We start from the raw sequence: 13,249 nt of genomic DNA, 5'->3' as shown, positions 1-13,249 counted from the left end.
CCTTAGATCATCTCTTCGCCGCCCTTCCCGCCGAGAACGATTTCTCCGGCTTCGGCCATACGGCGGGCAATGGTGAGGATTTCTTTCTGCGCGGTTTCCACGTCGCTGACGCGCACCGGGCCTTTGGCCTCGAGGTCGTCGCGCAACAGTTCGGCCGCCCGTTTGGACATGTTCTTGAAGATCTTCTCTTTGACGCCTTCGTCCGAACCCTTGAGGGCCAGCACCAGAACGTCGGAAGACACTTCGCGCAGCAGCGCTTGAATACCGCGATCGTCGACATCGGACAGGTTGTTGAACACGAACATGAGGTCTTCGATCTGACCGGACAGGTCTTCGTCGACTTCGCGAATCGAGTCCATCAGTTGACCTTCGATCGAGCTGTCGAGGAAGTTCATGATATCTGCCGCACGCTTGATGCCACCCAAGGTGGTGCGCGCGGCATTCGAGTTGCCGGAGAACTGCTTCTCGAGAATCTGGTTGAGTTCTTTCAGGGCCGCTGGCTGCACAGTGTTCAGCGAGGAGACTCGCAGAATGATGTCCAGACGCACCTTGTGGTCGAAGTTGCCCAGCACTTCACCCGCCTGGTCCGGATCGAGATACGCCACCACGATCGCCTGGATCTGCGGGTGCTCGTAACGGATCACGTCGGCGACGGCGCGCGGTTCCATCCACTTCAGGCTGTCGAGGCCGCTGGTGTTGCCGCCCAGCAGGATCCGGTCGATCAGGCCGTTGGCCTTGTCTTCGCCCAAGGCCTGCGTGAGCATTTTGCGCACGTAGTCATCGGAGCCGACGCCGAGGCTGGTCTGGTCGCCGACGATGTCGACGAACTCGCTCATCACCTGCTCGACCTGCTCGCGGTGCACGTTACCCATTTGTGCCATGGCCACACCCACACGCTGGACCTCTTTGGGCCCCATGTGGCGCAGCACCTGGGCGGCGTCGGTTGAACCCAGGGACAGCAGCAGAATCGCGGCTTTGTCGACCTTGGACAGTTTGGCGGCAACGGCTCGGTTATCACTCATCTGCGTTAATCCACTCTTTCACGACCTGGGCCACGCGACCCGGATCTTCTGCCACCAGACTCTTGATTGCATTCAACTGTGCGTCATAGCCTTCGCTCGGGCTCGGCAGCAGAATGCTGGTCGGGCCACCGAGACTGACGCGGTCGTTGGCCAGTTCGCCGTCCAAGCCGCCCATGCCACCCAGTTCGACGTCGCTGCCGATGCCCAGTTGTTTGTCTTTGCCGCCGCCGGTGATGTTGTTGAGCACCGGACGCAGCACACCGAACACCAGCACCAGGATGAACAAGACACCCAGCACTTGCTTGACGATGTCCCAGAACCACGGCTGGGAGTAGAACGGAATTTCGGCAATCACTTCACCGCGCTCGGCGGAGAACGGCATGTTGATCACGCTGACGCTGTCGCCACGGCTGGCGTCGAAGCCTACGGCATCCTGTACCAGGCGAGTGAAGCGCGCCAATTCATCGGCGGTCCACGGCGCACGGGTGGTTTCACCGTTGGCCGCGTTGATCTTGACCTGGTCATCCACCACCACCGACACCGACAGGCGATTCAAACGGCCCTGCTGTTGTTTGGTGTGGCTGATGGAACGGTCGAGTTCGAAGTTCTTGGTGGATTGTTGACGCTTGTCCGCCGGGTACGGTGCAAGCATAGGCTGGCCGGTAGCCGGGTCCATGATTTGCTGACCGTTGGCATCCAGCAGTGGCTGGCCTGGCTGCACCATGCCGGCCGACGCGGTAGCGCCACCGGTGGTTTGCGGCGCAGAAGCTGGCGCGGGTGGCTGGTTGCTCAAAGCGCCCGGCACACCTTGTGGGCCATTGCTGGCGGTACGTTGTTCGTTGACCGACTGCTCGCTGCGCAACGCCGGTTGGTCCGGGTTGAATTGCTCGGAGGTCGACTCGACAGCGCTGAAATCCACATCGGCCGAGACTTCGGCTTTATAGCGATCGTTGCCCAGCACCGGTTGCAGAATGTTGTGCACGCGCTGGGTCAGCATGCTTTCCATGCGACGACTGTAATCGAATTGCTTGCCGGCCATGGTCAGTTCGGAATTTTCCGCCTGATCCGACAGCAGGTTGCCCTTCTGGTCGACGACAGTGATCTGGGATTTGCTGAGTTCGGGAACGCTGGTGGCCACCAGGTTGATGATCGCCAGCACTTGACCAGGCTCCAGCGAGCGGCCGGAGTACAGTTCCACCAGAATCGAAGCGCTCGGCTTGCGCTCGTCGCGCACGAACACCGAACTTTTTGGAATCGCCAGGTGCACGCGGGCACCCTTGACGTTGTTCAGGCTGGAGATGGTGCGAGCCAGTTCGCCTTCGAGACCACGACGATAACGGGTCGCTTCCATGAACTGGCTGGTGCCCAGGCCCTGGTCCTTGTCGAGAATTTCAAAACCGATGTTGCCGTCGGTGGGAGTGACACCAGCGCCCGCGAGTTTGATTCGCGCACGGGACAGGTCATCGGCCTTGACCAGCAAGGCACCGGAGTTCGGTTCAACGGTATAGGGAATGTCGGCTGCGGCCAGGGTATCCATGACCTGTTTGGCGTCCATACCGGCAAGACTGCCGTACAGAGGCCGGTAGTCCGGCTGCTGGGACCACAACACCACGGCAAAGCCAATCGCCACGCTCGCAGCCAGGCCGACCAACAGGCCTACCTGACGCAACATGGTCATCTCGGAGAGGTTTTCCAGGAAGGACAACCCGAACAGCGGCGGCTTGCCGTCTATTGGAGTGGCCTTGGCCGGAACATTATCGGCGACTGCTTCTGCCATGACTCAATTCGTCCTTAAACCGGCATCTGCATGATGTCTTGGTATGCCTGAACCAGCTTGTTGCGTACTTGGGTCAACGCTTGAAAAGACACGCTGGCCTTCTGCGAGGAAATCATCACGTCCGTCAGGTCGACGCCACTTTTGCCAATCTCGAAGGCACTGGCCAACTGACTGGACGCCTGCTGGGTGTCGTTCACTTTATTGACGGCCTGACCGAGCATGTCGGAAAAGCTGCTGCCACCCATTTCAGGAACAGCGGCAGTCGATTTCGACGCAGACATGGCATCCATTTGCATGGAGCGCATGTCCAGCATCAATCGATTGAATTCAATACCTTGGCTCATGGTTTCTCTCTTTGACGAGCTACGTCTTTGGCGACCCGCGATTTTTTTGACACTCACTCGGCGGGTAGTGAGGTGTTAGCAACAAGGGTGCCAGCTCCGTGGTCGCTCTAAACAAAAGCCCATCCTTAATGCAATCTGTAGCAGCTGGCGAAGCCTGCGTCCGGCTGCGTAGCAGTCGTAAAACCTGAACACTCGGTCTTTCTGAAACACCGCGCTGACTGATTTCACGACTGCTGCGCAGCCGGACGCAGGCTTCGCCAGCTGCTACCAAAATGGAATCAGGTGGCGAACAGGTAAGCTTCCACATCCATGCCGGCATCACGCATCTGCGCCAGCTTGTAACGCAGGGTGCGCGGGCTGATGCCCAAGCGCTCGGCGGCCTCTTTGCGACGACCGCGCTCGGAGCGCAAGGTGTCGATGATCATCTGGAATTCACGGCGACGCAGGTCATCACCCAGCGCCCCGGCCGACTCGGATTCGACCTCCACGGCTCGCACGGACTTTGGCGCCAAGGCTGGCAGCGGCGCACAGGCGACCGGCCCGGCCAGACAGAAATCCTCAGGCTGTATCAATCCGCCCTGCTGCAGGATCAGCGCCCGCTGAATCGCGTTATCCAGCTCACGCACGTTACCCGGCCACGGATAACCGACCAGGCACGCCTGAGCCTCAGGCGACAGCCTTGCCGCGGCATGCTTCATTTTATTGACGTACTTGGCGAGAAGACGCTCGGCCAATGGCAGGATGTCGGCGGTACGTTCGCGCAACGGACGCCAGGCCAGCGGAAACACCGACAGGCGATAGTAAAGGTCTTCACGAAAACGCCCCGCTGCCACTTCACCGGCCAGGTCACGGTTGGTGGTGGCGACCACTCGAATGTCCAGCGTGATCGGCTTGCGTGCGCCGACTCGCTCGACTTCGCGCTCCTGCAATACCCGCAGTAACTTGGCCTGAAGGCCCAGGGGCATTTCGGAGATTTCATCGAGCAGGATCGTGCCGCCATCAGCTTGCTCGAACTTGCCGGCCTGCGCTGCGATGGCACCAGTGAACGAACCCTTTTCGTGACCGAACAAGGTGGCTTCCAGCATATTGTCCGGGATCGCTGCACAGTTGATCGCAATGAACGGCTGACTGGCGCGGTGAGAGTGCTGATGGATGTAACGCGCCAGCACTTCCTTGCCGGTCCCTGACTCACCGGAGATCAACACCGTGGAATCACTGCGCGCCACCCGCGCGGCCAGTTCCAGCAATTGCGCACTGGCCGGCTCGAACGCTACAGGCCCCTCGCCCTCGGTCGCACCGAGACTGCCCAACGCATGACGCGCCACCAGATCGAGCAAGGCTTTGGGCTCGAATGGCTTGACCAGGTAATCCGCCGCGCCCTGGCGCATCGCATCGACTGCCCGCTCCACGGCGCCGTGAGCCGTCATCAGCAACACCGGCAGCTGCGGCTGACGAGTGCGCAGCAATCCGAGCAGTTGATGGCCGTCCATGCCCGGCATGTTGACGTCACTCAGCACCAGGTTGAACGCCTCGACACCGACCGCTGCCAGCGCTTCTTCCGCCGAACCGACGGCTTTGAAATCGTGCCCGGCGAGCAACAGCGTATCGGCCAATGCTTCGCGTAGCGCACGGTCATCCTCGACCAGTAAAACCTTGATTGCCATGTACTTCACTCCGCTCCCTGAGCGCTGGGCTTTTCACCAGAAAAAAGTGGCAGGATCACCTGCGCGACCGTGCCGCGACCGAGCCGCGAGCGCAGCTGCAATTCTCCTTGATGAGCACGCGTCACTGCCTTGACCACGGTCAGGCCGAGGCCGGTTCCGGTGGTTTTAGTGGTAAAAAACGGCTCGCCGAGTCGTGCCAGCACTTTCGTGTCGATGCCACTGCCGCTGTCACTGACAGATACGCGCAGGTTGTTGTCGCGGGTGTAGAGGTGGACCTTCAAGCGGACGTCACCGCCACTGGCCTGGATGGCGTTCTCGATCAGGTTCAGGATCGCCCCGACCAACGTGTCGCGATTGCACAACAACTCGCCGGAATGACTGTCGCACTGCCAGCGAATCGGCAGGTCCTGCACATGGGTCAGTGCTGCCGCCTGCAGCGACTGCATCAACATTTTGGGCGTGACGCGATCGGTCAGCGGCAGCTCGCCGCGAGCAAACACCAGCATGTCGCGAACCTGATGCTCCAACTCATGCAGACGCTCTTTCAGGCGCCCGGCAAAACGTTGCTGGGTCTCGACCGGCAACGCCTGCTCAGTCAAATGACTGGCGTAGAGCAAGGCGGCGGACAAGGGGGTACGAATCTGATGAGCCAGCGAAGCGACCATTCGGCCGAGGGACGACAGACGTTCGTGGCGGGCCAACTGATCTTGCAGATGACGGGTTTCAGTCAGGTCGTTGAGCAACACCAACTGACCGGGCTCGGCATCCAGCGAGCGAGTGGAGATCGACAAACGCCGACCGTCCTTGAGCGAGATTTCGTGACCGTCGTCTTCACGGGGCGCAAAGCAGCGGGCAATGACATGACGCCACAACTCGCCTTCAAGGGGTAGACCGAGCAGCTCACAGGCAGCGGGGTTGGCTTCGCGCACGATGCCTTGGACGTCGATGACGATGACGCCGCCGGGCAACAGATCGAGGAGGTTTTGCAGCCGGTTGGCGAGGCGTTCTTTTTCAGCCAGTTCCTGCATGCGCTGAGCGCTGACCACTGCCAGTTCACCCTTGAGCTCGGTGACCCGGGCTTCGAGCATGCTGTAGGAATCGGTCAATTGGCTCGACATCTGGTTGAACAGTGCAAACGCCTGCTCAAGGCCAAGCCGGCTCGCCTGCTCTACGGACGACGGTTGTCCCGAAGCGTCAGGGACAGGAGACATCTGGGCGGCTTGGGGCATCGTGCTCTCTCGCTTGGCTGACCGTCAGTTAAACGGAACGTTGCGAGGGATGTAGCAATACCCGTGCCTAAAAAAAACCGCCTACAAATGAAGGACTTGAAAAACAGGCGTCAATCATCTGCCTGTTCATCACCGTCACGACGGCTCATACCGTACTTGCGCATCTTTTCCACCAGCGTGGTGCGACGAATACGCAGCCGCTCTGCCGCGCGCGCCACGATGCCATTGGCATCATCCAGCGCCTGCTGAATCAGCCCTTGTTCCAGACCACCGAGGTAGTCCTTCAGGTCCAGACCTTCCGGCGGCAGCATGGCGCCGGCCGAGAAGTCCGGAGTATGACCGTTGATGGCCACGCGCTCTTCAAGATCGCTGCGCAAGCTGTCGACCAGTTGCTCATCTTCGTCATCGACGTAACGGAATTTCTTCGGCAGTTCGACCACGCCGATCACCCCGTACGGGTGCATGATCGCCATGCGCTCCACCAGGTTGGCGAGCTCGCGGACGTTGCCCGGCCAGCCGTGGCGGCACAGCGACATGATCGCCGCGGAATTGAAACGGATCGACCCACGCTTCTCGTGCTCCATGCGCGAGATCAACTCGTTCATCAGCAGCGGAATGTCTTCGACACGCTCGCGCAGTGGCGCCATTTCGATCGGGAACACGTTCAGGCGGTAGTACAAGTCTTCGCGGAAGGTACCGATCTCGATCATGCTTTCGAGATTCTTGTGGGTTGCCGCGATGATCCGCACATCGACGCTTTGGGTCTTGTTGCTGCCCACGCGCTCGAAGGTGCGTTCCTGCAATACGCGCAGCAACTTCACCTGCATCGGCAACGGCATGTCACCGATTTCATCGAGGAACAGCGTGCCGCCATTGGCCAGTTCGAAACGCCCGGCGCGGCTGGTGATTGCCCCGGTGAAGGCGCCCTTCTCGTGGCCAAACAGTTCGCTTTCCAGCAACTCGGCCGGGATCGCCCCGCAGTTGACCGGTACGAACGGCGCGTCACGACGCTTGGAGTGATAGTGCAGGTTGCGCGCGACCACTTCCTTGCCGGTCCCGGACTCACCGAGGATCAGCACACTGGCGTCGGTGTCGGCGACTTGCTGCATCATCTGACGGACGTGTTGAATCGCCCGACTGGTGCCGACAAGACTGCGGAAAAGATTGGGTTCGCGATGACGACCGCGCTCGCGGGCCTGGTCGTACATCTCGCGATAGACCTGGGCACGGTGCAGGGAGTCGAGCAACTTGCTGTAGCTGGGTGGCATTTCGAGGGTCGAAAGCACTCGGCGACGCTGGTCTTCTGGCAAGTCAACGGAAGAATTATCGCCCATTAACAAAACCGGAAGGAACTCATCCCAGGTTGAGAGTGTCTTTAACAAGCCCACGAGTACGCCAGGCGCATTGACCGTCCCGATGAGGACACAGATTACTTCGCGACTTGACGACAATGAGCCGACAGCCTGCTGCCAGTCATGGCTACCGCAGGGTAAATTTTCTTCGCCAAGAAAATTTAATATCACCGCCAAGTCGCGACGGCGGACGCTATCGTCATCAATCAGCAGAATTTTGGTTTCACGCCACATGCAATAGCAACTTCCCTAGTCAACTCAATGCCCGAAATGAGGGGGCAAGCTAGACGCTTGCAGACACGTTGATGCCTGTAGACGCCTGAAATGTTCAACCAGCCACTAGTTAAGTCAAAAAACCGTGCACAGTCAAATTTATGGCGCACTATGTTTGTATTAACTGACGGTTAATCAACCAAACAGATGGTAAACCTTTGCCGCGCTCTGTGCTTGGTGGATCTGCGACATCTCATCCACTATCGCTTGCCTCTCCCCTGTCGCCGCCTCCAGAAGCTGTTTATACACCCCCAGCAACTCCTCAAGGTTATCGCGCAACGCGGCCTCGTCCACCGAAGCTTCACTCAAGACATCTTCCATGCAGGAACGGCAAGCCAGGTCCAATTCACCAATGGCTTCCCAGTTACGCTCAGCCAAAGCACCGACCAGGCCATCACGGGTTTGTTCGATTCGCTGCAATACAAGACTCATGGTGATCTCCTTAAAACTGCGGACCCGGCGCGGCGATAGCATCCCAGCCGTCTTTGACGGTGCGAAGCAAATCAGCGACTTCGTCGAGAATCTTTGGATCTGTCTTGATGTTGGCTTCGGCCAGACGCTTCATCATGTAGGTGTAGAGGTTATCCAGCTCACCCACTGACTCGGCCTGGTTTTCCAGATCCAGACCTTCACGCAGTCCACCGACAATGCCGATGGCCTTGCCGATCAGAACGCCTTTATTGGCGATGTCCTTGCGCTCCATCGCGCCTTTGGCCTGCGCAATACGATCCAGTCCACCCTCCATCAGCATCTGCACCAGACGATGAGGGCTGGCTTCGGACGTTTGCGCCTGAGCGCCAATCTTCTGGTATTGGCGAAGGGCTAACATTGGATTCATGTTGTACCTCATCAGAAATCTGTGGTTCGTATAACCAGTGTATCGACGACGCGTCAAAAAACTTTAGATTCAAAAACAAAAAGCCCGGAGCGTGAAAACGCTGCCGGGCTTTTGGCACTGTGAGTGCTACGAGTTCTTCTGTTGCGCAGTCATCGCTTCGAACATCGACGTGATGTTACTGGCTGTCGCTTTCAGCTTGCCGACCAGAGTATCCATGTCGTTGTACTTTTTGGTCAGTACCGCGGTCAGGGTCTCGATTCGGCGGTCCAGGGCGGCCTGATCATTGGTCAGACGCTTCTTGGTCACATCCAGTGCCTTGGAGCGCGCATCCAGAATGGAGTCGACGCTTTGGCCATTGACCAGTTTCGATGTGGTAAATGGTTTGATCGCATTGTTCATGCGCTCAATCAGACCATTGGTTCCGGTAAACAGCGTCTGAACTTCACCACCCAGTTTTTTATCATTCATGGCAGCAGTGAATTTCGTTGAATCGAAATCCAGAGCGCCAGTCTTCTGGTTAGTGGTAATCCCCAGCTGCGACAGCACAGTGAGCTTGTCCCCGGCACCCGTCTGGGACAGAGGCCCGCGCAGGGCATCAAGGATCGAACGCGGCAACGGGTCACCCGTCAGCGGGCCGGCAATAGTCGGGTTGCCATCGTCGTCCAGGGAAGGCTTGGTCAAAGAAGTCACAGCGTTGGCGACGGCGTTGTACGCATCGACGAACTTCTGGATCGACGCCTTCAGTCCGTCATTGTTGGACGCGACGTTGACGGTCGATTTGCCGACTGCCAGCAGGTTCAGGGTCAACCCCGAAATCGACTTGTCGACCGTATTCGATTTACTGGTCAGCGACAGTCCATCGACGGTGAACACCGCATCCTGAGCCAGCTCGCCGATGGCGCCCGAGGAGGTGGCGGTTGGCGTAGCAGCCATTTTGACCGAGCCGTCGATTTCCAGACCCGCGATACCGCTGGCCGAAATATCGGAACCTGCGCCCGTGGTCGTGGAACCCAGCACCAGCCGCGAGCCAAAGCTGTCGGTCACGATGTTGGCGCTCAAACCACTGGACTGATATTGGGTGTTGATCGAGTCGCGCACCGATTGCAGCGTCGCACCTGCACCCACTGTGACCGGGTAGCTTTTGCCATTCTGGGTGATGGTCAGCGTACCCGCCGGGATCGCACTGGTTGTACCACCGGAAAATGCCGCGCTGGCAACCTTCGACGAGGTCGCAAGCTTGGTGACGTCCACTACATAGCTACCGGAAACAGCCGCGTTACTGGACGTGGCGGTCAACACTTTGAGGTCGGAGGACGTTGCCGCAAAACCGGTGAACTGAGGGCTTGTGGTGCTCCCCAGGTCGGTGAGGGTTTTCTGGAACGTCGCCAACAGCGACTTCAAGGTACCAATCCCGGAAATGCTCGACGTATTCGTCGCGGCTCCACGATCGATCTGACCTTGCTTGGCCGCTTTATCGGCGTTCACCAAGGCTTTGACGATAGCACCAGTATCAAGGCCGGAACCTAAACCTGTGCCCGGTAGAATTGGACTTGCCATGTGAAACTCCCTTCAGTGTGTCGCCGGCCTTTTGACCACTACAACGCCCAAAAGAACATAGCAACAAAATTCGTGCCAGTTGTCAGACTTTAGCGCTGAACAACAGGCTGCTTGCATCATTCAAACTATTGGCCAGTTTCAGGACTTCTTCGTTGGGGATCTGACGGATCACCTCACCGGATTCGCTGGCAATGACTTTGACGACCACTTTGCCCGAAGGCTCGTCGATCGAGAATTCCAGATTGCGCTTGACCGACTGAACGAACTTTTCAATTTCCTGAACAGCTACCTTCAGTTTGTCCTGCTCGGTCTGTTCGCTCTTACCTTCGTCCTTGACGGCAGTTACTGGAGCAACTACCGCTCGAGGCTTTTCCGCATGCTTATCGGCAACAGTCGTCGCCTGCTTGGCCGCAGGATAAGACAAGTTCAGCTTGACGCTCATATCCATGTCCATCACCTCTTAAAGTAAAAAGCGAAGGAGCGCGACGTGCGCACTCCCTCGCCAAAACTCATCCAGCTATTACTGAAGCAGTTTCAGTACAGCGGATGGCAGTTGGTTGGCCTGGGCCAGAATTGCGGTGGAAGCTTGCTGCAGAGTTTGTTGCTTGGTCAGCTGTGCAGTTTCAGAAGCGAAGTCGGTATCTTGTACGCGACCCAGTGCAGCACTGGCGTTTTCGTTGATGTTCTGCAGGTTGGAGATGGTGCTGGTCAGACGGTTTTGTGCAGCACCGAGGTCAGCACGGCTGGAGTTGATCGTGGCCAGAGCGGCGTCGATTTTGGTCAGCGCGTTGTTCATCGAAGCTTCAGCGGTACCCGAGCTGTCACCAGTGATCTGAACGGTAGCCTTGTCAACCGACAGGGTCACTGCGTCGAAGCCGCTGGCCAAGGTCAAAGTGATCTGGTTGGTAGCGCCGGTGTTGGAGCCCACCTGGAAGGTCATGGTGCCAGCGGTGCCGTCGATCAGGTTTTTGCCGTTCAGGTTGGTCGACTTGGCGATACGAGTCAGCTCGTCCGACATCGAAGCGAATTCTTTGTTCAGAGCAGCACGGTCAGCAGTGCCGTTCGAGTCGTTTCGCGATTGAACAGCCAGTTCACGCATACGCTGCAGAATGTTAGTCGATTCTTGCATCGCGCCTTCAGCGGTCTGAGCGATCGAGATACCGTCGTTGGCGTTTTTTATAGCCATGGTCTGACCACGGATCTGCGAAGTCATACGGGTAGCGATTTGCAGGCCCGCGGCGTCGTCTTTAGCGCTGTTGATTTTCAGACCGGAAGACAGGCGAGTCATCGAAGTCGACAGAGCGTCGGAAGCACGGTTCAGGTTTTTCTGAACGTTCAACGATGTAACGTTAGTGTTTACTGTTAAAGCCATGACGAATTCCTCGTTGGTTGGGTACTGCGGCTTCCGGCCCTGGCAACCGCCGGGTATGGCCTAGAGAACCTTCGTAATAGTTATCGTCGGGATTGCAACTTGCTTTAGGGGATTTTCAAAAAAATTTGCCATCACGTTGCCACCCCCCCCGTAATTCAAGGGTTTGCCAGCGTGAGCGCAGCGAAAAAATGACGTCAGGGAAATGCCGGTGACAGATTGGCGAGGACTCGCCGGCACCGGCAGAAGAGAAATTGTTTAAATGGACAGACTGTCGCGCAGCAACTGGACCAGTTCGTATTCCAGATAGTCCGCCAGTGCCAGCCAGTTCTGCGCCTCCTGACACTCGAGTATCTGGCCGAGCAACAATACCCACTGCTGCTGCGTAACCTGCAGCGTCAGATCAAAGGACGGTTGCACGGCCCCCATCAGCTCGATCATCGCCAGCCCGGCTTCTACATCACGCCCCAAACGGAACAATGCCGCGCATTGCTCTGAGTCGACGACAAAGGATTCAAGCCCAATCATGACGCCAACTCCGGATGAAAAGCCGTACCGGCGATCATCGCCCCTGCCCGGCTGCTGTTATAGAAGCGCACCTGAGGATGCCCTGCGATAAAGCGCTCCAGCTCACATAGATAACTGCGAAAATTGAGCTGGGTCTTGATGCGTTGACCGTTACCATCGAGCACCCAGTGTTTGGCGGCGCCCAGTTGCGGCCCCAGGTCGCCATCGTTCCAGCCCGCGTGGGTCTTGTTGTTGGGAAAGGCGAAGTCGGCACCGAACAGGGTGATCTGCGCCGCGCCCATCTTCACCGCCAGGTCCACTGCCGGATGAATCACACTGCCGCCGACATACAGCTCACCCTTGGGCCATTGCCGACGCAATTGTTGGTAGATCGGGCTGGCGGAATAACCGGCATATCGCGGCCCTTGCCAGGCCGCCAGCACCTGAGGGTCGACCATGGGCATATACACCAGGGTAATATCGGCGGTGCCTTCGGACGGCAGGTGGCGGGCCGAAATACGCTGGTCGATGCTGACCACCACATCGGGGCGGATCCCGTGATTGAGCAGCGGTCGGTAGGCCGTATCGACACAGATGAACAACGGCCGCTCGGCCTGATTGCGAATCGTGTGCAAGGTCTCGAAGTGCTGTTCAAGGCTCGGGCCCGTGGCAATGACGAACACCTCCTGCCCTTTGCGCGAACCGAACAACTCGGTCACATCGCGATCGGTCTGCACCAGCTCCAGGCTAGCCTGCAAGCGCTCGACGATGTCGGGAGCCTGAGGGTCGAACTCACGGTTGTTAAAGGTCAGGTGAGTTTCGCTGATCAGGCGATCGCGGATCTTGGCATTGAAGCCATCGGCCAGCACCAGCTCGGACGGCAAGGCAAAGAACGGCAGCTGGATTTCCGCCAGATCACCGGCATACAACAGCTCGACCCGCGGATCGCTGAGCCACTGCTGCTGATCGAGCAATTGCAGCACCAACGCAAATACCGCGCCGTTGAGGATGTGTACGTATAAACGTTCAAGCCCGACGCGCTGCAGTAGCTCCATCTGCAGATCGCCCAATCCGGTGCCGTAGACATGCACCACCGGACTGTCGGGCAGACTGTCGGCCTGAAGCCTGGCCTCGCGATTGCGGTCATGGCGACTGGTCAATTGAATGCCGTTGATGCTCAACGTCGAGCCCAGGCCTTCGACCAGATCGGCCTGCAACAGGCTCGCGTCTTCAACCAGCAAGCGCGCAGACAGCAGCGGCCAGCGGCGCTGTATGACCTCGGCGTTGCGCTCAAAGAACTCGCTCATGCAGCCTCGC

General features: G+C 58.3%; 13 protein-coding genes. All 13 read right to left on the bottom strand.

Going from position 1 to position 13,249, the window contains the following annotated elements:
• Window positions 1-2: 2 nt before the first annotated feature.
• The 13 genes from fliG to WLY71_RS08710 all read right to left on the bottom strand — a co-directional run bounded on the left by fliG (window position 3) and on the right by WLY71_RS08710 (window position 13,239).
• Window positions 3-1,022, bottom strand: a complete 1,020-nt coding sequence (gene fliG / locus WLY71_RS08770; protein WP_282377484.1) for a flagellar motor switch protein FliG — start codon at window positions 1,020-1,022, stop codon at window positions 3-5.
• On the bottom strand, window positions 1,015-2,799 hold the full coding sequence (gene fliF, locus WLY71_RS08765) for a flagellar basal-body MS-ring/collar protein FliF (protein ID WP_347803255.1): 1,785 nt from the start codon (window positions 2,797-2,799) through the stop codon (window positions 1,015-1,017). Before fliF ends, fliG begins: the two co-directional genes overlap by 8 nt.
• A 14-nt stretch (window positions 2,800-2,813) precedes the next feature.
• A complete protein-coding gene (gene fliE / locus WLY71_RS08760) occupies window positions 2,814-3,143 on the bottom strand; it encodes a flagellar hook-basal body complex protein FliE (protein ID WP_008151056.1) in 330 nt (109 codons plus the stop codon).
• A gap of 278 nt (window positions 3,144-3,421) precedes the next feature.
• Window positions 3,422-4,807 (bottom strand): sigma-54-dependent response regulator transcription factor FleR, encoded by a 1,386-nt coding sequence (fleR, locus tag WLY71_RS08755; RefSeq protein WP_347803254.1) that lies wholly within the window; start codon window positions 4,805-4,807, stop codon window positions 3,422-3,424.
• 5 nt (window positions 4,808-4,812) lie between these two features.
• On the bottom strand, window positions 4,813-6,018 hold the full coding sequence (locus WLY71_RS08750; RefSeq protein WP_347803253.1) for a sensor histidine kinase: 1,206 nt from the start codon (window positions 6,016-6,018) through the stop codon (window positions 4,813-4,815).
• Window positions 6,019-6,146: 128 nt separating this feature from the next.
• Window positions 6,147-7,622: a sigma-54 dependent transcriptional regulator gene (locus WLY71_RS08745; RefSeq protein ID WP_347803252.1), complete on the bottom strand. Its 1,476-nt coding sequence runs from the start codon at window positions 7,620-7,622 to the stop codon at window positions 6,147-6,149.
• 174 nt (window positions 7,623-7,796) lie between these two features.
• Window positions 7,797-8,093 carry a flagellar protein FliT gene (gene fliT, locus WLY71_RS08740; protein WP_046054272.1) on the bottom strand — a complete coding sequence of 99 codons (297 nt, stop codon included), beginning with the start codon at window positions 8,091-8,093 and terminating at the stop codon, window positions 7,797-7,799.
• A gap of 10 nt (window positions 8,094-8,103) precedes the next feature.
• A complete protein-coding gene (gene fliS, locus WLY71_RS08735) occupies window positions 8,104-8,499 on the bottom strand; it encodes a flagellar export chaperone FliS (RefSeq protein ID WP_347803251.1) in 396 nt (131 codons plus the stop codon).
• A 126-nt stretch (window positions 8,500-8,625) separates the two neighbouring features.
• Window positions 8,626-10,056 (bottom strand): flagellar filament capping protein FliD, encoded by a 1,431-nt coding sequence (gene fliD, locus WLY71_RS08730; protein WP_347803250.1) that lies wholly within the window; start codon window positions 10,054-10,056, stop codon window positions 8,626-8,628.
• A gap of 82 nt (window positions 10,057-10,138) precedes the next feature.
• A complete protein-coding gene (locus WLY71_RS08725) occupies window positions 10,139-10,504 on the bottom strand; it encodes a flagellar protein FlaG (RefSeq protein ID WP_347803249.1) in 366 nt (121 codons plus the stop codon).
• A 72-nt stretch (window positions 10,505-10,576) separates the two neighbouring features.
• Window positions 10,577-11,428, bottom strand: a complete 852-nt coding sequence (locus tag WLY71_RS08720; protein ID WP_347803248.1) for a flagellin domain-containing protein — start codon at window positions 11,426-11,428, stop codon at window positions 10,577-10,579.
• Between the two features lie 255 nt (window positions 11,429-11,683).
• Window positions 11,684-11,953 (bottom strand): hypothetical protein, encoded by a 270-nt coding sequence (locus WLY71_RS08715; protein ID WP_347803247.1) that lies wholly within the window; start codon window positions 11,951-11,953, stop codon window positions 11,684-11,686.
• Window positions 11,950-13,239 (bottom strand): motility associated factor glycosyltransferase family protein, encoded by a 1,290-nt coding sequence (locus WLY71_RS08710; protein ID WP_347803246.1) that lies wholly within the window; start codon window positions 13,237-13,239, stop codon window positions 11,950-11,952. Before WLY71_RS08710 ends, WLY71_RS08715 begins: the two co-directional genes overlap by 4 nt.
• Window positions 13,240-13,249 lie beyond the last annotated feature (10 nt).

Origin of the sequence: Pseudomonas rossensis, from assembly GCF_039888995.1 — a bacterium.
Classification (GTDB): Bacteria; Pseudomonadota; Gammaproteobacteria; order Pseudomonadales; family Pseudomonadaceae; genus Aquipseudomonas; species Aquipseudomonas rossensis.
This window is presented reverse-complemented; position numbering and strand designations above follow the sequence as displayed.

What these genes read in the sequence shown, in the direction of transcription:
- fliF (WP_347803255.1), bottom strand. Translation starts at nt 2,799, where the DNA reads ATGGCAGAAGCAGTCGCCGATAATGTTCCGGCCAAGGCCACTCCAATA.
- WLY71_RS08710 (WP_347803246.1), bottom strand. Translation starts at nt 13,239, where the DNA reads ATGAGCGAGTTCTTTGAGCGCAACGCCGAGGTCATACAGCGCCGCTGG.
- WLY71_RS08750 (WP_347803253.1), bottom strand. Translation starts at nt 6,018, where the DNA reads ATGTCTCCTGTCCCTGACGCTTCGGGACAACCGTCGTCCGTAGAGCAG.
- WLY71_RS08725 (WP_347803249.1), bottom strand. Translation starts at nt 10,504, where the DNA reads ATGGATATGAGCGTCAAGCTGAACTTGTCTTATCCTGCGGCCAAGCAG.
- WLY71_RS08715 (WP_347803247.1), bottom strand. Translation starts at nt 11,953, where the DNA reads ATGATTGGGCTTGAATCCTTTGTCGTCGACTCAGAGCAATGCGCGGCA.
- fleR (WP_347803254.1), bottom strand. Translation starts at nt 4,807, where the DNA reads ATGGCAATCAAGGTTTTACTGGTCGAGGATGACCGTGCGCTACGCGAA.
- fliS (WP_347803251.1), bottom strand. Translation starts at nt 8,499, where the DNA reads ATGAATCCAATGTTAGCCCTTCGCCAATACCAGAAGATTGGCGCTCAG.
- WLY71_RS08745 (WP_347803252.1), bottom strand. Translation starts at nt 7,622, where the DNA reads ATGTGGCGTGAAACCAAAATTCTGCTGATTGATGACGATAGCGTCCGC.
- WLY71_RS08720 (WP_347803248.1), bottom strand. Translation starts at nt 11,428, where the DNA reads ATGGCTTTAACAGTAAACACTAACGTTACATCGTTGAACGTTCAGAAA.
- fliT (WP_046054272.1), bottom strand. Translation starts at nt 8,093, where the DNA reads ATGAGTCTTGTATTGCAGCGAATCGAACAAACCCGTGATGGCCTGGTC.
- fliE (WP_008151056.1), bottom strand. Translation starts at nt 3,143, where the DNA reads ATGAGCCAAGGTATTGAATTCAATCGATTGATGCTGGACATGCGCTCC.
- fliG (WP_282377484.1), bottom strand. Translation starts at nt 1,022, where the DNA reads ATGAGTGATAACCGAGCCGTTGCCGCCAAACTGTCCAAGGTCGACAAA.
- fliD (WP_347803250.1), bottom strand. Translation starts at nt 10,056, where the DNA reads ATGGCAAGTCCAATTCTACCGGGCACAGGTTTAGGTTCCGGCCTTGAT.